Source organism: Dysgonomonas termitidis (genome assembly GCF_054657735.1).
The window spans coordinates 611,286-634,814 of sequence record NZ_BAAHYD010000001.1 but is presented as its reverse complement, the minus strand read 5'-3'; the positions used below and the strand labels follow the sequence as shown (position 1 = coordinate 634,814).

The 23,529-nt window shown below is 42.4% G+C and carries 20 protein-coding genes and 2 pseudogenes; 9 read left to right on the top strand and 13 right to left on the bottom strand.

Annotation, left to right across the window (positions count from 1 at the left end):
* Nucleotides 1-130: 130 nt before the first annotated feature.
* The 3 genes from ACYQ3L_RS02520 (at nucleotide 131) to tamL (ending at nucleotide 3,759) form a co-directional block, all read left to right on the top strand.
* Entirely contained in the window at nucleotides 131-856 is a 726-nt protein-coding gene (locus ACYQ3L_RS02520; RefSeq protein ID WP_379996607.1) for an AraC family transcriptional regulator, read from the top strand.
* Between the two features lie 87 nt (nucleotides 857-943).
* Entirely contained in the window at nucleotides 944-1,339 is a 396-nt protein-coding gene (locus tag ACYQ3L_RS02515) for a VOC family protein (RefSeq protein WP_379996609.1), read from the top strand.
* A gap of 119 nt (nucleotides 1,340-1,458) precedes the next feature.
* Nucleotides 1,459-3,759 (top strand): translocation and assembly module lipoprotein TamL, encoded by a 2,301-nt coding sequence (gene tamL, locus ACYQ3L_RS02510; protein ID WP_379996611.1) that lies wholly within the window; start codon nucleotides 1,459-1,461, stop codon nucleotides 3,757-3,759.
* Between the two features lie 324 nt (nucleotides 3,760-4,083).
* On the opposite strand, the pseudogene ACYQ3L_RS02505 reads toward tamL, so the two are convergent.
* From ACYQ3L_RS02505 to ACYQ3L_RS02495, 3 genes and pseudogenes are all read right to left on the bottom strand, one after another.
* Nucleotides 4,084-4,195, bottom strand: a pseudogene (locus tag ACYQ3L_RS02505) (ORF6N domain-containing protein); the annotation flags it as partial.
* Between the two features lie 15 nt (nucleotides 4,196-4,210).
* Nucleotides 4,211-4,353: pseudogene (locus ACYQ3L_RS02500) on the bottom strand (ORF6N domain-containing protein); the annotation flags it as partial.
* An 87-nt stretch (nucleotides 4,354-4,440) separates the two neighbouring features.
* The gene (locus ACYQ3L_RS02495; protein WP_379996613.1) at nucleotides 4,441-5,676 is read right to left on the bottom strand and encodes an S-adenosylmethionine:tRNA ribosyltransferase-isomerase; all 1,236 of its coding nucleotides are present in this window, start codon (nucleotides 5,674-5,676) and stop codon (nucleotides 4,441-4,443) included.
* Nucleotides 5,677-5,864: 188 nt separating this feature from the next.
* On the opposite strand from ACYQ3L_RS02495, the gene ACYQ3L_RS02490 reads away from it, so the two are divergent.
* The 3 genes from ACYQ3L_RS02490 to ACYQ3L_RS02480 are packed head-to-tail and all read left to right on the top strand — an operon-like array spanning nucleotide 5,865 to nucleotide 7,868.
* Nucleotides 5,865-6,911 carry a DUF2027 domain-containing protein gene (locus ACYQ3L_RS02490; RefSeq protein WP_379996615.1) on the top strand — a complete coding sequence of 349 codons (1,047 nt, stop codon included), beginning with the start codon at nucleotides 5,865-5,867 and terminating at the stop codon, nucleotides 6,909-6,911.
* A 35-nt stretch (nucleotides 6,912-6,946) separates the two neighbouring features.
* Nucleotides 6,947-7,531: an LEA type 2 family protein gene (locus tag ACYQ3L_RS02485; RefSeq protein ID WP_379996617.1), complete on the top strand. Its 585-nt coding sequence runs from the start codon at nucleotides 6,947-6,949 to the stop codon at nucleotides 7,529-7,531.
* Between the two features lie 52 nt (nucleotides 7,532-7,583).
* On the top strand, nucleotides 7,584-7,868 hold the full coding sequence (locus ACYQ3L_RS02480; RefSeq protein WP_379996619.1) for a GNAT family N-acetyltransferase: 285 nt from the start codon (nucleotides 7,584-7,586) through the stop codon (nucleotides 7,866-7,868).
* A gap of 84 nt (nucleotides 7,869-7,952) precedes the next feature.
* Here ACYQ3L_RS02480 and ACYQ3L_RS02475 read toward each other — a convergent pair whose 3' ends face one another.
* The 5 genes from ACYQ3L_RS02475 to ACYQ3L_RS02455 all read right to left on the bottom strand — a co-directional run bounded on the left by ACYQ3L_RS02475 (nucleotide 7,953) and on the right by ACYQ3L_RS02455 (nucleotide 12,293).
* On the bottom strand, nucleotides 7,953-8,594 hold the full coding sequence (locus ACYQ3L_RS02475) for a DUF3256 family protein (protein ID WP_379996621.1): 642 nt from the start codon (nucleotides 8,592-8,594) through the stop codon (nucleotides 7,953-7,955).
* A gap of 62 nt (nucleotides 8,595-8,656) precedes the next feature.
* Nucleotides 8,657-9,556, bottom strand: coding sequence for an EamA family transporter (locus ACYQ3L_RS02470; RefSeq protein WP_379996623.1), 900 nt, complete (start codon nucleotides 9,554-9,556; stop codon nucleotides 8,657-8,659).
* 93 nt (nucleotides 9,557-9,649) lie between these two features.
* Nucleotides 9,650-10,810 carry a Na+/H+ antiporter NhaA gene (nhaA, locus tag ACYQ3L_RS02465; protein ID WP_379996625.1) on the bottom strand — a complete coding sequence of 387 codons (1,161 nt, stop codon included), beginning with the start codon at nucleotides 10,808-10,810 and terminating at the stop codon, nucleotides 9,650-9,652.
* Nucleotides 10,797-11,561, bottom strand: coding sequence for a tRNA pseudouridine(38-40) synthase TruA (gene truA / locus ACYQ3L_RS02460; protein ID WP_379996627.1), 765 nt, complete (start codon nucleotides 11,559-11,561; stop codon nucleotides 10,797-10,799). The genes nhaA and truA overlap by 14 nt, the downstream gene beginning before the upstream one ends.
* 72 nt (nucleotides 11,562-11,633) lie before the next feature.
* Nucleotides 11,634-12,293, bottom strand: a complete 660-nt coding sequence (locus tag ACYQ3L_RS02455; protein ID WP_379996629.1) for a DUF5715 family protein — start codon at nucleotides 12,291-12,293, stop codon at nucleotides 11,634-11,636.
* 118 nt (nucleotides 12,294-12,411) lie between these two features.
* Here ACYQ3L_RS02455 and ACYQ3L_RS02450 point away from each other — a divergent pair, with 118 nt between their 5' ends.
* Together ACYQ3L_RS02450 and ACYQ3L_RS02445 are read left to right on the top strand one after the other, a co-directional pair.
* Nucleotides 12,412-13,203: a TrmH family RNA methyltransferase gene (locus ACYQ3L_RS02450; protein WP_379996631.1), complete on the top strand. Its 792-nt coding sequence runs from the start codon at nucleotides 12,412-12,414 to the stop codon at nucleotides 13,201-13,203.
* Nucleotides 13,204-13,217: 14 nt separating this feature from the next.
* On the top strand, nucleotides 13,218-13,748 hold the full coding sequence (locus tag ACYQ3L_RS02445) for a GNAT family N-acetyltransferase (RefSeq protein ID WP_379996633.1): 531 nt from the start codon (nucleotides 13,218-13,220) through the stop codon (nucleotides 13,746-13,748).
* Here ACYQ3L_RS02445 and uvrA read toward each other — a convergent pair.
* Nucleotides 13,745-16,531, bottom strand: a complete 2,787-nt coding sequence (uvrA, locus tag ACYQ3L_RS02440; protein ID WP_379996635.1) for an excinuclease ABC subunit UvrA — start codon at nucleotides 16,529-16,531, stop codon at nucleotides 13,745-13,747. The two genes, ACYQ3L_RS02445 and uvrA, sit on opposite strands and share 4 nt — an antisense overlap.
* A 787-nt stretch (nucleotides 16,532-17,318) precedes the next feature.
* Here uvrA and mltG point away from each other — a divergent pair.
* Nucleotides 17,319-18,338, top strand: a complete 1,020-nt coding sequence (gene mltG / locus ACYQ3L_RS02435; RefSeq protein WP_379996638.1) for an endolytic transglycosylase MltG — start codon at nucleotides 17,319-17,321, stop codon at nucleotides 18,336-18,338.
* 7 nt (nucleotides 18,339-18,345) lie between these two features.
* Here mltG and ACYQ3L_RS02430 read toward each other — a convergent pair whose 3' ends face one another.
* The 4 genes from ACYQ3L_RS02430 to ACYQ3L_RS02415 are packed head-to-tail and all read right to left on the bottom strand — an operon-like array spanning nucleotide 18,346 to nucleotide 23,209.
* The gene (locus tag ACYQ3L_RS02430; protein ID WP_379996640.1) at nucleotides 18,346-19,758 is read right to left on the bottom strand and encodes an undecaprenyl-phosphate glucose phosphotransferase; all 1,413 of its coding nucleotides are present in this window, start codon (nucleotides 19,756-19,758) and stop codon (nucleotides 18,346-18,348) included.
* 32 nt (nucleotides 19,759-19,790) lie between these two features.
* Complete coding sequence (locus tag ACYQ3L_RS02425) at nucleotides 19,791-20,666, bottom strand: CPBP family intramembrane glutamic endopeptidase (protein ID WP_379996642.1); 876 nt, start codon at nucleotides 20,664-20,666, stop codon at nucleotides 19,791-19,793.
* A 12-nt stretch (nucleotides 20,667-20,678) separates the two neighbouring features.
* Nucleotides 20,679-21,539 (bottom strand): N-acetylmuramoyl-L-alanine amidase-like domain-containing protein, encoded by an 861-nt coding sequence (locus tag ACYQ3L_RS02420; protein ID WP_379996645.1) that lies wholly within the window; start codon nucleotides 21,537-21,539, stop codon nucleotides 20,679-20,681.
* Between the two features lie 2 nt (nucleotides 21,540-21,541).
* Nucleotides 21,542-23,209: a formate--tetrahydrofolate ligase gene (locus ACYQ3L_RS02415; protein ID WP_379996647.1), complete on the bottom strand. Its 1,668-nt coding sequence runs from the start codon at nucleotides 23,207-23,209 to the stop codon at nucleotides 21,542-21,544.
* Between the last annotated feature and the right edge of the window lie 320 nt (nucleotides 23,210-23,529).

The following is a 23,529-nucleotide window of genomic DNA, read 5'->3' as shown; positions in this document are numbered from 1 at the left end:
AATCAGCCACAAAGGTATTGCTTTTTCCAGATTTATGGTTCAAATATGAGTATTCTTAACTTTTTAGCTCGTTGTTGAACATTTCCATTTATCTTTATCTCTTCCAAAATTAGTCATATAAAGCAAGGAAATGTACATTGAATATCTACCACATCCGTTTCTGAGCCGGTATGTCGAAACCTACTGGTCGTCAACGGATTTTACTGAGAAAGAGGTCAGGCGGCGTGTATTGCCTGATGGTTGTGCCGATATCATATTTTCGTTACACCGGCAGCCTCTCCCTCATATTGTGGGCACTATGACTACTTTTCTGGAAATAACGTATCTGGGAGAGGTCAGGTTTATAGGGATTCGCTTCAAACCGGGAGGAATAACGGCTTTTACTCGTGTGCCTATAAACGAATTTACTGATTCGCAGGTAGAACTTTTTTCTACGGAATCGGTATTTGATAAGTCTTTCGGTGAAGATATCCCTTGGGAAAGGAGCACAACAGATATTGTTTCTTCTGTCGATAACTATTTATTAAGCAGGCTTCCGAAGCTGTATGTATTGGATGAAAGGATTAATTATGCCGTATCGCTGATAAAACAAGGCAAGGGAAATACTCCGATACCGCTTATTGCAGAACAGGCCTGTCTGAGTAAACGGCAATTTGAACGCAGGTTCCTGGCCGATATAGGAATCTCTCCAAAAGCATTCAGCCGTATTGTCAAATTCAGGAATACCCACCGGCTTTTGAAGTCGGGGGCCAATCGGAGTCTTTTTGATCTGGCGGTCGACTGCGGTTATTACGATCATGCCCATCTGATAAAAGAGTTTAAACGGCTTTCAGGCTCTTTACCTTCGGAACTTTAAGATTGTCGCTTTTTTACACAAATATTACGGTCTATATTCTTTACTTTTGGTAGTCATTTTCAGATATATAAACTTAAAGCCAGAGATATGATATTAAATGACTCTACTCCAAACCTGATGGTCAGGAATGTTCGTCAGACAGTTGATTTTTATATAACAATACTCGGTTTCAAACTCGTTGGCGCTGTTCCCGAATCGGGGAACGATCTGGTCTTTGCAATCGTACAATCCGGAAATGTCATGTTTATGTTTCAGGAAGAAAGCAGCCTGAAAGAAGAATATCCACAGCTTGCAAAATTTCCGCAGGGTGGGGGATTGACCTTTTATATTCATGTATCGGATATCCATGGGCTGTACGAAACACTCAATGGAAAGGCTACTATCGCGAAAGAAATGCATGAGACATTCTATGGCTCTACCGATTTCGCAATTGAGGACTGTAACGGCTATATCCTGACTTTTTCTCAGGAAAATGTAAAATAGGATAAGTAAAATATTTATTCCGGTATAATTCAGATAGTTTATTAAATAATAGACCGGGAAAAGCGTTATATCAAGAGTTAACAAAAACATTGTATATTTGTAAAACGTTAATATTCTTGATGAGAAAACTAGCAGTTATATCTTTCGTATTTATACTTGCGGCATGTAGTACCAACAAAAACATTCCGGAAGGGCGCTATCTATTGGATAGTTATCAGATCAAGCATGATACTAAAAACGCTACGGCAGATTTGGAAGATTTCGTCCGCCAGCAACCCAATACCAGTCTCCCTTTGCTTGGAAAAGTCCGTCTGGGTATATATAATATGGCCGGGCAGGATACGAGCAAGTGGATAAACCGGACTATACAGAAGCTGGGACAGGCCCCGGTATTGTATAGCGCATCGCAAACAATCATGTCGCAAAATCAGTTGAAGAAGCAACTGAATAATCAGGGCTATCTGAATGCCGAAGCGGATACTATCCTGAGAGTGAAAGGGAAAAAGATTTCAGTTACTTATAACCTGAAAGGAGGTATCCCATACCGTGTCCGTAACTATACACACCAGATAGGAGATACGGCAATGGCGCGGATTATGGGAAAGATACCTATCGAACCATTGCTCAAAAAAGGTGATATGTTCGATATGGGCATGCTGGAAGAAGAGCGGCTGCGGATAAACACCATCATGCGTAATGTGGGTTATTCAACTTTCTCGAAAGAGTATGTATATTTCCGGGCCGATACTACGCTTAATTCGCATGAGGTGGATTTATATCTCGATATTTATCCGAATAAGGACAGCTTGCCTTATCCCCGCTACAAACTGAATAATATTACGATCATTTCAGGGATCAATTCTGTTGATAATATATCGGGCTCCGGAGGACAGATAAATACGAACCGCTGGTTTTACCGGAATGCCGATACGACGGATTATTATGGGACTAAGATAATACGTGGCAGAAATAAGTTCCTGCGAAACTCCGCTGTGTTGCGTAATAACTACCTGAAGAAAGGTGCATATTATTCCGATTATAATATAACCCGTACATACGAAGCTTATACGAATATGGAGGCTATAAAGCAGGTGAATATTACTACCCAGCCCTCACCCGAAGACAGTACACACCTGCTTGATGCTACGATCATACTGCTTCCTGCGAATGCTCACTGGTTCAAAGCCGGACTGGATGGGACCAATACTGCCGGGGATATAGGTATTGCACCAAGTGTTTCATACCAGCATCAGAATTTGTTTAACGGGTCGGAGCAATTGAGCATCAAACTGAAAGGTGCTTATGAATTTATTGCCGGAGACAAGAGCGGGGATGTGATGAACAGCAACTTCTATGAGTACGGGATAGAGACAGGGCTTACTTTTCCTCAGTTTCTTTTCCCCTGGTTGAAGAAGAGCTGGAGGGAGCAACCGTCTGCCAGTACCCGTTTCACGGTCGGGTTGAACAATCAGCACAGGCAGGAATATACCCGCCAGTTTTTCAACTTAGGTGTAAACTATAGTTGGAATACATATAAGAACAGGCTTCGTCATGGTCTGGACTTACTCGATGTAAACTATATCCGTATGCCATGGGTATCAGACTATTTTCAGGAGAATTATCTCGATTCTACTAATAATGTCTTGTTGAGAGAGAGTTATAGCGATAAGCTGGTGGCACGTACCGCCTATACGGTCACCTTGGTAAACGGACGCCGCTTCACCGGTCTGTATCCTACCTATTCATTGCGGATGTCTGTAGAGGTAGCTGGCGCTTTACCGCGTCTGGCGACAACAATAGGCGGGGCAAAGGAGAATGAGTTCGGAGAAAAGATGATATTAGGCGTGGCATATGCAGAGTATGTAAAAGGAAGTGTAGATTATGCCCATACCTTCTATTTTTCTAAAAAACACTCTATGGCTTATCATCTGGGGCTGGGGCTTGCACAGCCTTATGGTAATTCCGGAATACTGCCTTTCGAACGGCGATTCTTTTCAGGAGGGGCGAATAGTGTAAGGGGTTGGAGTACCCGTTCGTTGGGTCCCGGTTCATATAAACGACAGGGCAGCAGCGATTTTGTGAATCAGGCCGGAGATATGAAGCTCGAACTTAGTATTGAAAACAGGATGAAGGTAACAGACCTTTTCGAATTTGCCCAATTCATCGATGCCGGAAATATATGGACATTAATCGACTATGAGGAACAACCGGGTGGTCAATTCAATTTCAAATCGTTCTATAAAGAAATTGGAGTATCCTATGGAATCGGTTTGCGACTGGATTTAAGCTTTCTGCTTCTTCGTTTCGACGCGGGTATGAAGGCCTACGATCCGGGCAGGGACCAGTCTGATCGTTTTATCCTTTTCAAGCCAAGATTGAATAATATGGCATGGCACTTCGGGATAGGGTATCCGTTCTGATTTGGTTAATAAAATTCATTACTCTGTGCCTTATAGCTTATAACTAGTTGACAATCAATGGCTACAGGAGTGCCGCGTGTAAACAATAAGTCTGCATGAGGGATTACTCTTCCGGCTTGATATATCCTACCGGTTTGCGAGGCCTATTTATATGTTTGTGCCGGGTTTGAAGTTCAGCCAATGTTTCATTGATAAGATCGAGTTGCATCCGTGTATCTTCATGCATATCGTTATAGTCGGCAAAGACTTCCTCAATATATGCTTTTAGTTCTTTTACTTCATCCTGTAATTGCTTGCTTTCATTAACAGGGGGATTAGTTAATAGTTGGCGTACAGTAACAAAGGCCCTGACGATCTGAATACTTATATTAACAGCTACATTGCTTCTTAACACACTGGATAACATTGTTACGCCGTGTTCGGTAAAAGCAAACGGCGGGATGTAGCTGTGTTTCATGGCTTCGGGTATCTGGTCACAATTTGTTACCAGTTCTTTCCATTCTTCTTTTGTTAATTCAAACATAAAATCTAAGGGAAACGATTTGTATTTCTCTTTACAGCTTGTTTAAGCGCTTTTGTAGGTACTTTGTACATCTCTGCCAAATCAAAATCCAGCATCACTTTACAGCCTCGTATCTCGTATATCTTGCTTTGTATTACCGATAGTTCCATTAGTATTACTTATTCTTTTAGTAATAATGAACTGTCGCCATAACTTAAAAAGCGGTAGTCATTATCCAGTGCATGTTTGTAAATAGCCTTCCAGTTATCTCCGCCGGTAAATGCCGACACCAGCAAAAGCAGCGTACTTTTTGGCTGATGGAAATTCGTAATTATTCCGTCAACGATCTTATAAATATATCCCGGTGCTATAATAATTTGTGTTTCGGCAATAAGTGATGTCAGGTTATTTTTATCCAGATATGTCAGGATATTGGTTAAGGATTCCTTTACGGAAAGTATTTTTTCAGTATAGGCTTTATAGGGCTGCCATTGCGTTACTTTCAACTCTCCGGACGAATTATCTTTCTCCAGCAGTTCACCAATGTAATACAGGCTTTCGAGCGTGCGTACAGAGGTTGTCCCCACAGCAATTATCTTTCCTTTATGATTCAACAGCTGCTCTATTACATCCCTTTTCACCGAGATAAACTCGGAATGCATCACATGGTCTTTTACCTCCTCTGTTTTTACAGGGCGGAAAGTCCCCGCACCCACGTGAAGCGTTACCTCCGCCGTTCTTACCCCGGCCTTACCCAATGACCCGAAGACTTCGGGCGTAAAATGCAATCCAGCCGTAGGAGCGGCTACCGACCCGTCTATCTTCGAATAAATGGTCTGATACGTCTCTTTATCCTGTTCTTCCGTATCCCTGTTCAGATACGGTGGAATAGGTAATTCCCCGGCTACTTCAAGCAATTCGGAGAATGTAACACCGGTATTGTCCCACTCAAATTCTATGATATGAGAGTCTCCGTTTGTCTGTATCCTGCGGGCTTTGAATATCACAGGCGCACCATTTACAGCCAATTCTTTTACCAGATCTCCCTCTTTCCACTTTTTCAGATTACCCACCAGGCAAACCCATGAACATCGCTGTGCCTGTTGGAAGTTTAATTGATAATCATTGGGGCTATGAGGCTCCAAGCAGAAAATCTCAATTTGCGCGCCCGTTATTTTCTGAAAATGCAACCGCGCCTGAATTACTTTTGTGTTATTAAAGATCATCAGGCTATTGTTTGCTAAATACTCCGGCAGATTACTGAAACGGGTGTCTGATATTTTTCCTTCCTTGTATACAAGAAGTTTTGATTCGTCCCGTTTAACCAGAGGGTACTTTGCGATGCGGCTGTCGGGTAAAACGTAATCGTAATCGTTAATTCGTATATCCCGGAAAACTGATACTTCCACTTTCATTTTTTTTATCCGACAAAAATAAGCAACTTTGCGTGAATAAAAAAGCCGGAAGAGAGCTTAAAAAAGAACGTTTTAGAATAGCGAGAGCAGGAACAAAATTTAGTTTGATTATGCCGAGTCATGACAACCAACGCTCACAGGAGCGAAGCGTATGTAAAAAGACCAATGAAATTGAATAATTTAGATTTATGAAAACAGGAGATAAAGTCCGCTTTCTAAACACAACGGGAGGCGGTGTGGTAAAAGGGTTTCAGGGAAAAGACATAGTTCTGGTAGAGGACGATGAGGGCTTCGATATTCCCGTGCTGATACGCGAATGCGTGGTCATAGAGCCTGCCAATGATGCACAGGTAAGACAAACATCCAAACCAACGGCTGAAGTTCAGCAAAAAGCTGTAATAGGCAAGGTTGAAGAAAAATATGAGGATTATAAAACGGAAGAGACAAAAGAGGGAGAGCAATTATCGGTCTTCCTTGCTTACCTGCCTGTAGATATAAAAAATCTGAGCGCAACGGCTTTTGAATGTTACCTTATAAATGACAGTAATTACTATCTGTCTTTCAATTATATGAGCAGGAGTGACAACGGATGGGTAAGCAGGAATGCAGGCGTGATAGAGCCGAATACAAAGCTGTTCATCGAGGAATTCGATAAAATGGAACTGAATGACATAGAGCGTATCTGCCTCCAGTTCTTTGCCTATAAGAAGGAAAAGCCTTTCGCCCTCAAGAACGCATATTCGGTGGAAGTACACATAGATACGGTGAAGTTTTACAAACTCCATAGTTTCAGAGAAAACGACTATTTCGAAGACGAAGCAATTATATACCCGATAGCCCGCCGTGACCTTGCGGAAAAAGAACTTGTCATTTCGGCCGTGGAAATAGAAACGGCCATGAAACAGAAAGAAGGTCGTCCGCGCATACAACCGATAGTGAAGAAAGAAAAAAGCGCTATCCTCGAAATAGATCTGCATGCCGATGAACTTTTAGATGATACAAACGGTTTATCATCAGGCGATATTCTGGAGTATCAGTTGAAAAAGTTCAGGGAAGTGATGGATGAAAACAAGCGGAACAAAGGCCAGAAAATAGTCTTTATCCATGGTAAGGGGGACGGCGTTCTCAAAAATGCGGTACTAAAGGAATTGAATTCAAATTATAAATCGGTTTATTATCAGGATGCTTCTTTCCGTGAATACGGATACGGGGCTACAATGGTAACGATAAAATAACATATCAGGATACACAAACTAAATAATTTATCAGAATGAAGAAGAGAATTTTAACATTATTATTAGTTGTAACTACACTGGTTGGTTGCGACAGCGTTCAACAGGGATTAAGAAGTACTTATAACCTGATAAACTGTGAATACAGTTATAAGTCGATTACGGGGTTAACCATATCCGGAATGAATCTTTCCAATGGCTTATCCGTAACATCCATCCCTAAGATAACATCCATTCTATCGGGGACCGCGACTTCCATCCCGCTCAATTTTACATTGAACGTGAATGTGAAGAACCCGAACGAATCGGCTGCATTGTTGCATGGCCTGCAATATATTATCAGCGTGGATGACATTCAGTTTACCACCGGTTCTATAAACCAGACCCTGAATATTGCCTCGGGACAGACCCAGACATTGCCGCTTACTATCGGTGTCGATCTGGCTACATTGATGAAGAATAATTCGAAAGACGCTGTAACAGAGATTGCCAAAAACTTTCTGGGTATCGGTTCTAAGAAATCGAATGTATCACTACAGCTCAAACCGACATTTATGATCGGCAATACTCCTGTGGCATCACCGATGTATATACCTGTAAGCTTCAGCTTCGGAGGAAATTAATCCGTTGGCTGCAATCGGTCAGCAATATATGTAATTATAAAAAATTATAGTCATGGAATATAACATCATACATAACGAAGAAAAAAGCCGCTTCGAAACAGAAGTGGAAGGCCTCTTGTCTCTTGTAGATTACAGAAAGAGGGATAATGTTTTTCTGGTGACACATACCGAAGTTCCCCCTCAACTGGAAGGGCGGGGTATTGCAGGCGCTCTGACCAGGATATTACTCGATTATATCCGGGACAACGGCTATAAGGTACGCCCAATCTGCCCTTATACAAAAGCATATATACAGCGCCATCCTGAGTATGAGGATATCGTGGCGGGAAATGAGTGATAAGTATTCCGGATTACAAATAAAGAGGGCAGATATTTTGATATATCCGCCCTCTTTATTAAATGCTTCTTCGTTAGCCGCTTTCTATTTATACGACGACTTATCCCAATTAAATATCTTAGGCTCCTCTGTCAGATACGGTTCTATCTTCTTATAATCTTCTTCCGACAGATACTTTTCAATTTCATATACCAGTGTCAAAGAATTATCGGCAGGAGACAAGGTGATCTTCATGGGATTCATATCCAGAGCCGCATAAGCATTCTTAAAATCTTGAGTATCCCGGTCTGCATCCGCTTTTATAAACCAGTTTTTATCTCTTTTCGGAAACAGGTCTCCCTGATTGATCGGCAGCCATTTCGTTGTATAGAACTGTATCTGGCTATCGCAAAGGCTATCTTTTCCACATACGGTTTTTATAACACATACGATCTTGGAATCGTTTATCAACGGTAGCAGCTTTATCTGTGTTGTACCCGCTTCCGAGGTCTGTAGTGAAATGAAATCGGACGACATGGCCAGCCTCTTTACTTCTCCGTATGTCTCCCTGTCAACCTTTATTTCTGTTGTATCGCCCGGATTGGAAACAAGCAAATCCTTCTGGGCAGCCTCCAGTCCGAAGATAATATTTTCGGGCATGGTAAGGAATATACTGCTTATTTCCTGCGCCGGAAGAGAGATTACGCTCGTTATAATAAAGGCTATCGTGAATACTATTTTTTTCATTCTGCTTATTTATTTACATTAGATGTATATTGCGAACTGTTTACTGTTCACTGCGAACTGACTTATTTCGTCCCCAAATATAGGAAAAACATTGCTACAATTATTAAAACGAGGTCTATAGCTTTCCCTTTTAAGTTTTTTTCATGGAAGAACAGTACTCCTCCGGCAAATGACACCAGTACACTACTGCGCCTTACCATGGATACGATCGAGATCATGGCATCGGAGTCTGTCAATGCATAGAAATAGACAAAGTCGGCAATGGTAAGGAATACAGATACCAGGATTATACTCCATTTCCACTTGAACGGAGTCGTTTTCTCCCGTTTAGGATACCACAGCATAAGGAGGACTATCAGCATCAGCAGGCACTGGTATGTATTGAACCAATACTGAACGGCCGTAGAACTGAACTGCTGCATCAGGAACTTATCGTAAAGACCGCTTACAGCTCCGGCAACAGCAGCCAGAACCATAAAGAATATCCATTTATTCTTATGAAAACTGATCCCTTCCTTTTTGCCCGAAAGGGAGAGCAGGAAGAAGGAGACAATGGTTATAATTACCCCTATCCACTGGGATAAGTTCAAACGCTCACCGAATATAAACAGCGCGCCCAGCAATGTCATTACGGGGCGGGTGGCATTAATCGGGCCTGTAATGGTCAGGGGCAGGTGTTTTATGGCAAAATATCCGAATATCCATGAGGTGAGGACAATGATCGATTTTATAAAGATATACCCGTGGGTTTCAAGAGAGACGGATGGTACGTATCCTATCGTACCACTTAATGTATCGGGCGAAACTTTGGATATAAGGACAAGGGGCAAGAGCAGCAGGGAGCAGAACAGCGTATTGAGAAACAGTACAGGTATGACAGCATTCCTGTCAACCGACTTCTTTTTACATATATCATAGCATCCGAGGAAGAATGCCGAAACGAACGCAAGCGCTAACCACATATTTTTTTAATATACTATAAGGGTTACAAGTTGCCGGTGCACTCTAAATTTTATTTACGGCTTTACCCAACTTGTAACTCGTCTACTTGTAACTTATCTACTTCTTTTCAGCACATTACCCAGCCATGCATAACCAATAATTCCCGATGCCAGAGACGCCAGTAATATCATCAGTTTCGACTCATTGATATAGTGCGCATTTCCTTTGAATGCCAGTAAAGTAATAAAGATAGACATCGTGAATCCTATACCGCCCAGCATACCTGCTCCCAGCAATGCTTTCCAGTTCACACCTCTGGGAAGCGCGCATAAGCCTGTTTTGACCGAGATAAAGCTGAATAACGTTATACCTAAAGGCTTGCCGACAATAAGACCCAAGAGGATACCCATTGCGAACGGCTCTCCTACCGACTGGTCCCAGTTACCCTCTATTACCATGGCTGTATTCGCCAAAGCGAATATCGGCAATACAATAAAGGCGACCGGATAGTGTAAAGCATGCTGCATCCTGTTGGACAAGCATTTCGCGTCTCCTCTTCTGAACGGGATTGTTATGGCGAGCAATACCCCTGCAATAGTCGCATGCACACCCGAGTGAAGCATACAATACCACATAATGACACCGCCTATAAGATAAGGGATAAGATTGGTTACATTGAATTTCTTATTCAGGGTGAGCAATAACACAAACATGCCCAATGCGATAATCAGATACACCCACGCCAGTGACGTTGTGTAAAATATAGCGATAACGATAATAGCGCCCAAATCGTCGATAACTGCCAGAGCGGTAAGAAACACTTTCAGCGAAACGGGTACGCGGTTGCCAAGCAAAGACAGTACGCCAAGAGCAAAAGCAATATCCGTTGCCATAGGTATGCCAAATCCGGCGTGTGTATCCGTTCCGAAGTTGAGGAACATATATATTGCCGCGGGAATTAACATCCCTCCCAATGCCCCCGAAATAGGCAGCATGGCCCTTTTTATATTCGACAACTCACCTTCATAAATTTCCTGGATCAGCTCCAATCCTACCAAAAGGAAGAAAATAGCCATCAATCCGTCGTTTATCCATTCTGCGACAGTATGGCTGCCTGCATGAAAATCCCATACACCGCGATATCCTTCCCCTATACTGGAGTTGGCCAGCAGTATCGATATTAATGTGCATACGATGAGAGTAAGTCCTCCCGACTTCTCACTCTCCATAAATCTACGCAGTGTTCTGCCACTTAAAAGGTTAGATATCCTCATCGTTGTTAAATATATCGTTATTATATTCTATTTCTTCCAGAAAGAGGGCATGTCCCGGAACGGAAGTCCCGGCTTTACACCTGTCTTTAGCTTCAATAATGCGCCGGAAATCATCTGTGGTTATCTTTCCCCATCCGGCTTCAAGCAGTGTTCCCACGATGGAACGTACCATATTACGCAAAAAACGGTTTGCCTTGATGGTGAATATATAATCGTTCCCGGCCTGTTCCCACCGGGCAAGCATAATCGTGCAGTTATTCGTTTTTACATCGGTATGCAGCTTGCTGAAGCTGGTAAAATCCTCGTAATCGAATAATACCTTTGCGCAGGCATTCATTGCTTCTATATCCGGATTTCCGTATATCTTATATTTCAGATGATGCAGAAAGGGATCTTTATCGGTTGTAATATAATATCTGTACAGCCTCGATTCAGCATCGAAACGGGCGTGGGCATCCGGCTTTACTTCTACTATTTTTTGTATGGCAATATCTTTTGGCAACAGGCTGTTCAGTTTATTAGCCAGCAATAGCAGATCCGTAATTTCCTGTTCGCTGTCGAAATGCGCTGCCATCATACGGGCATGTACACCCGCATCGGTACGCCCGGCGCCCACAATGGATACCGGAACACGCAGCAGGGTGGACAAAGCTTTTTCTATTGTTTCCTGCACCGATACACCATTGGGCTGTATCTGCCATCCACAATACTTCTCCCCGTTGTATGATAAATATATGAAGTAACGTTTCATCTTAGCTTTTAGCCGATAGCCTTTAGCTATTAGCTTTCTTGATTATTTTCTAGCTAACAGCTAAAAACTTTTTTATCTTACCGTTATATGAAAACAAGACTGTTTTCTTTCGTGCTTCACATAACATCTGTCGCGTTGCCGCAGGTCGTGGAGGACCTGTCCCAGTACGGCTTTTAGCCTGCCATCGTCGAGAGTACGCGGATCTGATGGATTTACCTTCTCGAAGCGTGTCCAGGCAATATCGAATGTCGTGGCATAGCGGTGTGTCGAGTTGTCGCTCGTATTCCTGTTACGTCTTGAGAGCCCTTTTACATCGTCATCCGTACGTGTAATACTGGTAACAATCGGCTTATATAAGACCATTTTCTTGCTGATAAGCGAATCCCTGAAATTAAGGCAGATATCCGACAGCAGGGTTGCCGCTTTCGGTACAAGGAAAGGCATCGAGTGTTTCAGCTTATCCACCTTGTATATATCCAGTTCGCTCGGTATGCGTACTAATTGTCCTTCATACAAGGCAGTATCCGCTCTGGAAACCAGAGGCCCTACTCCGTTTGCGATGGCGGCTTCAATCTGGACATCCTGCAAATCGGCAAATGTTCTATTGTAATTCCCGTTAAAACGGCTATATTTCCTTACTTCGGCCGCTGGCTTTTCTTCGTCGCTCTGCCCCTTCGAGCTACAACTTATCATAGATAGAATACCGATTGAAAGTATCCACATATATCTCATAAATCTCCTTAATTTTGATTTTTCCGGCACAAAGGTACAAAATAACCGCCTTAGTTGTTATTTTTGTCTTTGCCTTTTATGGCAACCCGGTTAAAAATGAAAAGGATATAAGAAATAAATGGAAAAAATAACCAGCCTGCAAAATCCGAGGATAAAGAATATTGTAAAACTCGCCAAGAGCAAAGAGCGTAAAGAGCAAAACCTCTTTCTGATAGAGGGCGCAAGGGAATTGAGCCTTGCCATGACGGCTGATTATGAGATAAATTCGGTATATGTCTGCCCGGAATTATTCCGGAAGACGGATTATCCGGAAGTTCTCGATTCTATCGGTGAAAACAAACTGTTTGAAGTATCGGAAGCCGTATTCGAAAAAATTGCATATCGTGAAGGTTCGGACGGACTACTGACCCTTGCCAGACCGAAAAACCATACTTTAAACAATTTGAAACTATCGGAAAACCCTTTTATTATCATACTCGAAGCGGTAGAGAAACCCGGTAACCTGGGGGCGATACTCCGTACGGCGGACGCGGCGCAGGCTGATGCTGTAATCATCTGTGATCCTGCTACCGACCTGTACAACCCCAATGCTATACGTTCCAGTGTAGGCTGCCTTTTCACCGTACAAACGGCAGTGTGTTCTTCGCGGGAAGCTTTGGATTTCCTCCGGGATAAGAAAATAAAATCGTTTGCCGCCGAATTGCAGGCTTCGCAATGGTATCAGGATACGGACTTTTCTATTCCGTCGGCTATAATAATGGGTACGGAAGCGGACGGACTGACTGATTTCTGGCTCACCAACGCGGACGCAAGGATAAAAATACCGATGCGAGGAAAAATAGACTCGCTGAATGTCTCCGTTTCCACTGCTGTTCTCACGTTTGAGGCTATGAGGCAACGTGGATTTTAAAGTTGAAAAGGCACATGATTATAGAAAAAGGGACAATAAACGATATAGATGAACTGGAAGATCTATACAATGATTTGAATGATTATCTGGAATCCAATATTAATTATCCCGGTTGGATCAAGCATATTTACCCTATACGGCAGACAGCGCTTGACGGTATTGAAGACGATAGCCTGTTTATTTTGAAAACCGCCGGCAGGATAGCCGGCAGTATCATTCTGAACCATAAGCCGGAAACCGCCTATGAAGAAGCTGACTGGAAGATATCTGCGGATTACAAAAATGTATTTGTAGTACACACTCTAGTGGTGCATCCACATTTTATGCAAAAAGGTGTGGCGTTTAAGCTTATGACTTTTGCAAAGGAATATGCAATTCAGCTGAAAATGAAATCAATCCGGTTGGATGTTTCTGTTAACAATACAGCAGCCATATCATTATATGAAAAACTGGGCTATACATATATAGCCACGGTCGATTTACAACTGGGTTACGAACACCTGAAATGGTTCAGGTTATACGAGTTATTATTGGATACTGTTTAAAGTTTTTCTTTCAGGAATTTTCCTGTATATGACTTCTCACATTTGGCAATCTTCTCAGGAGTACCTTCACAGACCACATAGCCACCCTCCTTTCCCCCTTCGGGACCTATATCGATAATATGATCGGCGCATTTGATAACATCCATATTATGCTCGATGATAACGATGGTATGCCCCCTTTTTATCAGCGAATCGAACGCTTTCAACAGGGTTTTTATATCATGGAAATGTAATCCTGTAGTAGGCTCATCGAATATAAAAAGAGTAGGCTCCGGTTTTTCGTCCACAAGGTGGAACGCCAGTTTTACACGCTGGTTTTCCCCACCGGACAGGGACGAGGACGATTGTCCCAGCTTCACATATCCAAGTCCTACATCCTGCAATGGCTTCAGGCGTTTTACGATTTTCTTTTCGGTGCTGCCTTTTCCTTCTTCAAAGAACTCGATAGCCTGATCTATTGTCATTTCCAGTACATCGTGGATACTTGCCCCTCTGTATTGTACATCCAATACATCCTGTTTGAAACGCTTTCCTTTGCAGGCCTCGCATTCGAGTAGCACATCGGCCATAAACTGCATTTCTACAAGTATCTTACCTTCTCCCGCGCATTCTTCGCATCTTCCGCCCTCTACGTTGAAGGAGAAGAAGGCCGGAGTAAAATGTAATTGTTTGGCCAGTGGCTGGTCGGCAAACAATTTACGGATTTCATCGTAGGCTTTTATATAAGTTACAGGATTGGAGCGGGACGACCTGCCGATAGGGTTCTGATCTACCATCTCTATATCCTTTATCAGCTTCAGGTCACCTTCGAGCCCGTTGTATTGCACTATCTGGTCTCCCTTCCCTTTATAATGACGCTCAAGGGCGGTATAGAACACGTCACATACCAGTGAGGATTTTCCCGAACCGCTGACACCCGTTACCACGGTCATCACATTTAGCGGGAATTTCACGTCGATATTTTTCAGATTGTTCTGCCGTGCGCCTTTTATCTCTATGAAGTTATTCCATTTGCGCCTTACTTTGGGAACATCTATCTTTTCTTCTCCATTCAGATAGCGGACAGTATAGCTTTCGGTATGCTTCTGCAGGCCTGCCATATCCCCCTGATATACGATTTCACCGCCTAAACGGCCGGCTTTGGGGCCTATGTCGATTATATAGTCGGCTGCACGTATTATCTCTTCGTCGTGCTCTACCACAACAACGGTATTCCCTATCGACTTGAGTTCCTGCAATACCTTAATTAACAAATCGGTATCACGAGAGTGCAACCCTATACTCGGCTCATCCAGTATATAAAGAGAACCCACAAGGCTGCTTCCCAACGATGTAGCCAGATTGATACGCTGACTCTCTCCTCCAGAAAGCGAGTTCGATAAACGATTTAATGTAAGGTATCCCAACCCAACATTCATAAGATACAGGATACGGATATTTATATCGGTTAACAGGCGCTTAGCGATAGCTGCATCTGTTTCATTCAAATCGAGGGAATCAAAGAATACTTTCAGCTCGGATATAGGCATCAATACGAGGTCGGCAATGGTCTTGCCGCCTACTTTTACATACAATGCCTGGGGTTTCAGGCGCGAACCTTTGCAAGCCGGGCAAGTCGTTTTTCCCCGGTAGCGGGCAAGCATTACACGGTATTGTATCTTATACTGGTTTTCCTCCACCATTTTGAAGAAATCGTCTATGCCGTGCAAGCCTCTCGCACCATGCCAGAGTAAATCCCTCTCGCTATCCGATAATTCGAAATAAGGGCGATGAACAGGGAAATTATATTTACCGGCGGCATGGATAAACTCTATCTTCCATTCGCTCATTTTCTCGCCTTTCCAGCAGACTACGGCGTCTTCATATACCGACAGGCTTTTATTGGGAACCACAAGGTCTTCATCTATCCCCATCACACGGCCGAAGCCTTCACAAACCGGGCAGGCACCCACCGGACTGTTGAAACTGAACATCAGGTCGGACGGTTCTTCAAACTGGATGCCATCGGCCTCGAAGTGTCTCGAAAAGTCGAAACTCTCAACTTTATCCCCTATATAGAAACGGATCACACAATCACTCTCTCCTTCGAAGAAAGCGGTTTCTATGGATTCCGAGAAACGGCTGATGTTGGCCGCGTCCTTATCGCAGGTAAGGCGGTCGATAAGCAGAAGTAATTCGTCCGCTTTATATTTGGTCTTGGATGCAAGAATATCCTCAATCCGTTCGAATTTACCGGCTGTCTCTACTCTCGAAAAACCCTCCTTCTGTAAGATTTCCAGCTGTTCATTCAAAGACCTGCCATCGCGGAGAATTATTTTAGTCAGAATGGCAAGCCTTGTTTCTTCCGGATACGACTTCATCTTTTCTACAATATCGCTCACCTGATGCTTCTTCACTTCCTGTCCCGATACGGGGGAAATGGTCTTGCCGATACGGGCAAAAAGCAACCGCAGGTATTCATATATCTCGGTCGAGGTACCTACCGTGGAACGCGGATTACGGGCGCTTACCCGTTGCTCGATAGCAATCGCCGGCGGAATGCCTTTGATATAGTCACTCTCAGGCTTATTCATACGGCCGAGGAACTGACGGGCATATGACGACAGGCTTTCCACATAGCGGCGCTGGCCTTCTGCATAGAGCGTATCGAATGCGAGCGAAGACTTTCCCGAACCGGATAGTCCTGTAATTACTACAAATTTGTTGCGGGGTATTTCTACATCAATGTTTTTTAGATTGTTAACCCGCGCGCCCTTTATAAATATATTTTTCTCTTCTGACATAATCTCTTCAAAAAAATGGATACAAAATTACGAAAAAATAAGCGCATTCCCTTAGCCAGTTAATTTAAAGGAATGTAAAATATCCGAAATTCCCGGAAATAATTATAATTTCTTTATAAAACGTGAATTTCTTTATCTATATATAGCTGTTAGTTCTTTGACGTATTGATTAAAGCAGTTACGAGTTACAAGTAAACAAGATACGAGATACAAGATGTTGACTGCTAACTGTTGACTGAAAAAACTGTTACCTTTGTTACTTTTTAACATTATACAGATAATCAACGAAAGAATATGAGAAGCAGAAATAAAAAAACGAGGACTCTGAAGCTCGCAGGAAAGACACGCAGATACACCGGGAGAAATGCGGTTTGCAAGAAAGGATTGTTAACTGATAACTGTAAAATTAGTTACGAGTTTGCCTCGCCTTCGCTTCGGCGAATGTTATTTCTGTGCCCTGCGAGCAGTTATGAGTTACACGTTTTGTCGCTTCGCGCCATTGGTACATCGGTATATTAGTCAATTAGCACATTGATTCCTGTTACTTTTGTTACCTTTTTCCCCCCGCTGGCGCGGACTTCCAGTCTGTGTGTTGCGTAGCAAACATTTTTGCACTATCAACAAGACATGGACTGGAAGTCCGCGCCAGCGGATGTTTAGTGATTATATGTATCAACTTTCATATAAGAACTGTACAAAAGAATATTCATTCTTCATTCTTTATTATTAATTGTTTTCTGTTAATTTTGTTACCTTTCTATCTCACGACTAAAAGAACAAAGAAGAAATGAAAAAGAAAATTTTATATGCCTTTATTATAATTGCTATTATAGCCATAGCAGCCGGCGCATATGTCTACAGTATTATAAATACAGGGTTTGGCATAGATAAGACTGTCTATCTTTATATAGATGGGAGCAGGGACTATGATGCATTACTGAAAGAACTGGAGGATAGCGCTAAAGTAAAAAGTATAAACAACTTTGAGCTACTGGCATCAGTTATGGATTATAAGGATAATTTAAAGACAGGTCGTTATGCGGTAAAGCCGGATATGAATATCCTTGACCTTATGCGCCATCTGCGCAGCGGGCATCAGACACCCCTGAATTTGAAATTCAATAATATACGTACCAAAGAAGACTTTGCCGAACGTATCTCGGGTCAGTTGATGCTGGGCAAGGAGGATCTGTTGGCGACACTAAATGATCCTGAAAAATGTAAAGATCTCGGATTTACCACGGAAACTATCGTTGCCATGTTTATTCCCAATACATATCAGTTTTACTGGGATGCGAGTTCCAATGAATTTTTTCAGCGGATGAAGACCGAATATAATGACTTTTGGAATAATAAGCGGGTGGCACAGGCTGAAGAGTTGGGGCTATCTCCTGCCGAAGTATCGACGTTGGCTTCTATAGTTGAGGAGGAGTGTACTTTTACGGATGAGTACCCGGTTGTAGCAGGATTGTATCTTAACAGGCTCCGCTCGGGTCAGGCATTACAGGCAGATCCGACAGTGAAGTTCGCGGTGGGCGATTTCAGCTTGCGCCGTATATTGAACAAGCACCTGGAGACCGATTCTCCATACAATACATATATGCATACAGGCTTGCCTCCGGGACCGATCCGCATACCTTCGATCAAGGGAATTGACAGTGTGCTCAATTATACAAAGAGTGATTACCTGTACATGTGTGCAAAGGAAGATTTCTCGGGACGTCATAATTTTGCTAACACCTATGCGGAGCATCAGAAGAATGCTGCACGGTACAGAAATGCGTTAAACGCGAGAGGAATATATTGACCCGGTGTTAAAAGGCTTTTTCGTCTCCTTTGAAGACGTTCGTGACCGTAAGGTAGATTATCTTCAGGTCTAGGAAGAAAGTCCAGTGTTCGAGATACCATACGTCTCTTTTTACGCGTTCTTCCATTTCCTCTACAGTTTTGGTTTCACCCCGGCATCCGGTAACCTGCGCCCAGCCGGTGATACCCGGCTTCACCAGGTGGCGGACCATGAATTTATCTATGAGGGAGCTATATAGGTCGGTATGTTGCAGCATGTGCGGACGAGGGCCCACAACAGACATATCGTTCTTGAAAACGTTGATAAACTGGGGTAGTTCATCGATACTGGTCTTCCGCATGAAGGCGCCTACTTTAGTTATGCGCGGGTCTCCTGCTGTTGCCTGCTTTTTATTAGCTTCTTTATTTAACCGCATTGAGCGGAACTTATAGCAATAAAATTCTTCTCCTTTAATTCCTGTTCTTTTCTGTTTGAAGAATATCGGACCGGGGGAAGACCATTTGATAATAGCGCCGAAAATGATATATACAAAAGGGAAGATAAGTATTAATACAAGGCCTGAGAAAATGATGTCGAAAACTCGTTTTATAAATCTATTGGTAAAGTGCTGCAAAGGCTCGTATCTAAGGCTCAGTACAGGAGTAGATTCTATAAAATGGAGGGAAAAACGCCTCCTCATGTATTTGTGGAACTCGGGTATGAGATGGAAGCGGATCATATTCTTTTCACAGAGCCTTACTAAATCATAGACCATTTCGTCCTGGTTTCCCGATAGCGTGCAGAACATCTCGTCTACTTTGGCCTCCTTGATATATTCTTCTATGTCGGAAATCTTTCCAAGATAATTAGGCAATACATCCTTTTTAGAGATATCATTGTCAAAAAATCCTAAGATCTTATAGCCGAACTCGCTGAAAATAAGTGATTCATATGTCTTAATAGCGCTGGCTCCCGCTCCTATGATAATGACCTGTCTATAATTGTAGCCCTTTTTTCTATACGATTTTAGCAGAAGACGGAATGATACATGCCAGCTTATAAAGATGGTTCCCATGATAAAAAAGCCTACAATCCACGGGATGATAGGAATGCTTACTATATTGAAAATAGAAAATCCGGCAGTAACCAGCACGGCATAGAGAGTAATAAAGGCAGATGAGCGTTGGACTATTTTATCCAGATATACGACGTTGGAGGTTATGTGAAAGCGGACAAATGACGAGGTCAGGAAATAGCACAGGTTAATCAGTAGGAATGCGATGATTTTCTCCCTGTAGTGGAGGCTTTCGGTTACAACATCGTCTTGGCGGAATATGAAATACGCCAGTAAAAAAAATATATTTATAAGGAACAAGTCGCCAAAACGAACTATCCAGTCAATCAGGTAACCATATCCTTCTTTTCTATCCGTACTATCCATAGTGTAAGTAAAACAGACTGCAAAGATAATATTTAGTTCTCAGATTTTTGCTTATTTATCACTCTTCTATATATCATAAATATTATTATAGCCGATAAGGCGAAGCTTACTGATACCAGCAAGGTATTTTCTTCGAAGCGGAAATCTTCTATTTGATTGGCCTGCGGCGTATCGTAATATATATGAATAAGTACGACATTTATCGCATTATGTATTGTGTGTACAATAACCGGAACCCATATGCTTCCCGACCATACGAATAAGTATCCCAATAAGGCGCCTAGCAAAACTCTCGGGACAAATCCGTAAAACTGAAAGTGGATAGCACTGAAGATAATCGCTGTAATCCATATGGCAAAATGCTGGTTTTTTACAATCTTTTGCATTATCTGCTGTAAGCACCCCCTGAAGAAGAATTCTTCGGCCAGGCCTGCCATAACTGCAATTACCAGCAAATTGAAGATAAGGGAGGGGATTGATCTGTTTGAGAATAAAAGCTTTAACGATTTCTCGGCTGACTCCTCGTACTCTTTCATCCAGTTGAGGGACTCAGGCAGTATTATTTGCTGATTATAATACCCGATGCAGTTTATAAGCGGTTGAATAGAAATGATGAGGAGAACCGAGCAGAGCAAAAGGCGTATATTTATATGTTTATCGGTGTTCAAATAAGATTTAACGTTACCCTGATACAAAAAAGCATAGGCCAGTGCAGGGATCAGAAACATAAAGACTGCCTGTATAACCTGAGCTAACCGCATAGCGCGTGCAGACTCCAATAATTCATCCATCGGCATGATTAATACGATAATGAAGGATGCCATCATCAACCCCGAAAAGAAGAGGAAGAAGATGAAGAAAAACTGTGACCAGCCTCCCATGTTATACAATATCCCTTTGTTATCCATAATCGTTGTCTTTTATTTCTGATTAATGCGAAGTATAGTTATTCCTGTACAGCTTTTTGAGGTCTTACAATAATCCGGAAGTGTTTTCTTTTCTATTACTACCTGTTTGGCGCTACTTGATGCATGAATGAAATGCAACTCTTTATTCTGCCAGTAAGCAATCCCTATATGTGAGTAATCTAATCCCGTGACCGATGTGGCAAACACGATTATATCCCCTGTTCTTATTTTGTGCTGATTGTTATAGATTGCAGCTATCGGTAGTATTTCATAAGCATTTCTCTTCGAAATATCCTTTTCTATTTTATCCAGTTCCTCAATATTCCGGGCATTGTTTTTCAGATGCTTATATAGTTGAGGATGTGTTGTCATAAAGTTGATGTCCTTCTTTACTTTTTCTCCACCGGTTTCTGAACTGATATCTCTCAATAATCCATGTTTCTCATTTTCATATATCCAATCGCTTGTATAATGCAGGCGTGATGTATAACCGGCGACCTCTCCGTCCCGGTAACGCATTGTCATTAGTGTCCGCAGGTAATTGTTATAAGAAAAATCTCCGGATTTGGTGACTTGCGACAGAGCGATACAGTTTTCGACAAAGGTGGTGCAATCAAATTCCCTGAGGTTAACGACCATTCTCTCTGTATCCGGTATCTCTAGCGTATATGCCACATACGGCTTTCCCAGAAAGTATTTGGCCGTATTGATCAATATTTCTCCGAAGGGCTTATCCTTTTGTTTTTCAAACTGCTTTATATAGGCTTCATAGATACGTACATCGGAGGGGGTGGAAACTATATCTCCTCCTTTAGCCCCATTGGGTAAAGTTAATAATGAGAATATGAGTATAACCAATTTTGCCGGTTTCATAATCAACTTAGTCCTACAATCTTGCCGTCTATAATATCAATATATTCTGCCTGAGGTATAGCTGGTAAGCCGGGCATGCGCATAATGCTTCCGGCAATGGCTACTATAAATTCTGCCCCATTGTTAATTACAATGTCATTAATAGTGAGAGTAAATCCTGTCGGCGTGCCATAAGCATGTGCATTGTCAGAGAATGAGTACTGTGTTTTCGCTATACAAACCAGATAGTGATTGAGGTTCTGTCTTTCAACCAGAGCAAGCTTTTTGCGTGCTTTATCTCCAAAACTGACTGATGCGGCCCCATATATCGATTTGGCAATCTTGTTGATCTTTTCTTCTATAGGATCATTATCCTCATATGTAAAACTAAGAGCCGGAGATGGGTTCTTTCCGATCTGCCTGACTATTTCTTCCGCAAATTCAATCGCCCCTTCTCCACCCTTTGTGAAAGAATCGTTCAATGCGAAACTTACACCCTGCTGATAGCAGTGATCCCTTATCAGCTTTATCTCTTCTTCAGAATCGAAACCATACCGGTTGAGAGCTACCAAAACATTCTGGCCGAACGATTTCATGTTTTCAATATGCTTATCAAGATTGGCAAAGCCTTTTGTCAATCCTTCCCTGTTTCTCTCTTTGATGTTTTCAATAGGGACATTCCCATGCATTTTCAGAGCCTGGGTAGTGGCCACAATGACTGTAAGCTTGGGAGAGATCTGTCCTTTTCTACATTTGATATTGAAGAACTTCTCTGCTCCCAGGTCCGCGCCGAACCCTGCTTCGGTGATTACATAATCCGCATGGCTCATGGCCATCTTTGTCGCTATCAAAGAATTACATCCGTGGGCTATATTGGCAAACGGACCTCCGTGTATGATTGCAGGAGATTGTTCGGTCGTTTGTGTCAGATTCGGATTTATCGCATCTTTTAGCAATACTGTGATTGCACCGGCAACACCGAGATCTTTCACTGTGAAAGCATTCCCATTGGCAAAATAACCAAGTATAATATTTCCGATACGCCTTTTCAGATCTTCTATATCGGAAGACAGGCAAAGGATAGCCATGATCTCTGATGCCGGAGTGATTTCAAATCCGGTTTCGGCAGGAACACCATTCTCCGTACCGTTCAGTCCGGACACAACATATCTGAGACTTCTGTCATTTACATCGAGCACCCTTTTCCATACCACCTCTTTGAGGTAATTTTCAGTACCCCTGTTCCGGTAAAGATAGTTGTCGAGTAAGGCGGTAACCATATTGTGCGCAGATGTTATCGCATGGAAATCCCCGGTGAAATGGAGATTGATATCTTCCATAGGCAATACCTGAGCGTAGCCTCCTCCGGCGGCTCCGCCTTTCATGCCAAAACATGGTCCAAGGGAAGGTTCCCGGAGTGCTACAATTGTTTTTTTCCCAATCTTGTTCAATCCTAAAGCCAGGCCAATAGATGTGGTGGTTTTACCGATACCGGCCTTTGTCGGCGTAATGGCTGTTACAAGAATAAGGTTGCTTTCCTTCACTTTGCGCTCCTCAATAAAGGATACGGGGATTTTTGCAATATATTTACCATACTGATGTAGCTCTTCGGCATTAATGCCCGCTTTATTCGCTACATCTGAAATCTTGTCAAGTTGGATACTTCCGGCTATTTCAATGTCTGTTTTCATTCTTTGTTTTTGTGTATTTCCCGTTGGGACAGCAAAGATATAAATTTTTATTATTCTAAACCGTTTTTGCTGATCTTGTATAGGGCAATTCGCACGAAAGTTGGCCGTTATAATTATTGGTTTAATTTATGTTTATTAACTATATAATGTTAAAACCTGACATATCTGACAGAAAACTAATGTGCCGATTAGTAAATTTGCCGATGTGCCAATTGAGTTGCAAATCGACGGAGTCAAACTCCTCCGCTTGCGCGGACTTCCAGTCCGTGTCTTATTGATAGTGCAAAAATGTTTGCTACGCAACACACAGACGGGACGTC

Coding starts and splice junctions, on each gene's coding strand:
- ACYQ3L_RS02490 (WP_379996615.1), top strand. CDS start 5,865: ATGAAAACAGGAGATAAAGTCCGCTTTCTAAACACAACGGGAGGCGGT.
- tamL (WP_379996611.1), top strand. CDS start 1,459: ATGAGAAAACTAGCAGTTATATCTTTCGTATTTATACTTGCGGCATGT.
- uvrA (WP_379996635.1), bottom strand. CDS start 16,531: ATGTCAGAAGAGAAAAATATATTTATAAAGGGCGCGCGGGTTAACAAT.
- ACYQ3L_RS02415 (WP_379996647.1), bottom strand. CDS start 23,209: ATGAAAACAGACATTGAAATAGCCGGAAGTATCCAACTTGACAAGATT.
- ACYQ3L_RS02445 (WP_379996633.1), top strand. CDS start 13,218: ATGATTATAGAAAAAGGGACAATAAACGATATAGATGAACTGGAAGAT.
- ACYQ3L_RS02470 (WP_379996623.1), bottom strand. CDS start 9,556: ATGTGGTTAGCGCTTGCGTTCGTTTCGGCATTCTTCCTCGGATGCTAT.
- mltG (WP_379996638.1), top strand. CDS start 17,319: ATGAAAAAGAAAATTTTATATGCCTTTATTATAATTGCTATTATAGCC.
- ACYQ3L_RS02515 (WP_379996609.1), top strand. CDS start 944: ATGATATTAAATGACTCTACTCCAAACCTGATGGTCAGGAATGTTCGT.
- ACYQ3L_RS02420 (WP_379996645.1), bottom strand. CDS start 21,539: ATGAAACCGGCAAAATTGGTTATACTCATATTCTCATTATTAACTTTA.
- ACYQ3L_RS02475 (WP_379996621.1), bottom strand. CDS start 8,594: ATGAAAAAAATAGTATTCACGATAGCCTTTATTATAACGAGCGTAATC.
- truA (WP_379996627.1), bottom strand. CDS start 11,561: ATGAAACGTTACTTCATATATTTATCATACAACGGGGAGAAGTATTGT.
- ACYQ3L_RS02480 (WP_379996619.1), top strand. CDS start 7,584: ATGGAATATAACATCATACATAACGAAGAAAAAAGCCGCTTCGAAACA.
- ACYQ3L_RS02425 (WP_379996642.1), bottom strand. CDS start 20,666: ATGGATAACAAAGGGATATTGTATAACATGGGAGGCTGGTCACAGTTT.
- ACYQ3L_RS02520 (WP_379996607.1), top strand. CDS start 131: ATGTACATTGAATATCTACCACATCCGTTTCTGAGCCGGTATGTCGAA.
- ACYQ3L_RS02485 (WP_379996617.1), top strand. CDS start 6,947: ATGAAGAAGAGAATTTTAACATTATTATTAGTTGTAACTACACTGGTT.
- ACYQ3L_RS02455 (WP_379996629.1), bottom strand. CDS start 12,293: ATGAGATATATGTGGATACTTTCAATCGGTATTCTATCTATGATAAGT.
- nhaA (WP_379996625.1), bottom strand. CDS start 10,810: ATGAGGATATCTAACCTTTTAAGTGGCAGAACACTGCGTAGATTTATG.
- ACYQ3L_RS02495 (WP_379996613.1), bottom strand. CDS start 5,676: ATGAAAGTGGAAGTATCAGTTTTCCGGGATATACGAATTAACGATTAC.
- ACYQ3L_RS02450 (WP_379996631.1), top strand. CDS start 12,412: ATGGAAAAAATAACCAGCCTGCAAAATCCGAGGATAAAGAATATTGTA.
- ACYQ3L_RS02430 (WP_379996640.1), bottom strand. CDS start 19,758: ATGGATAGTACGGATAGAAAAGAAGGATATGGTTACCTGATTGACTGG.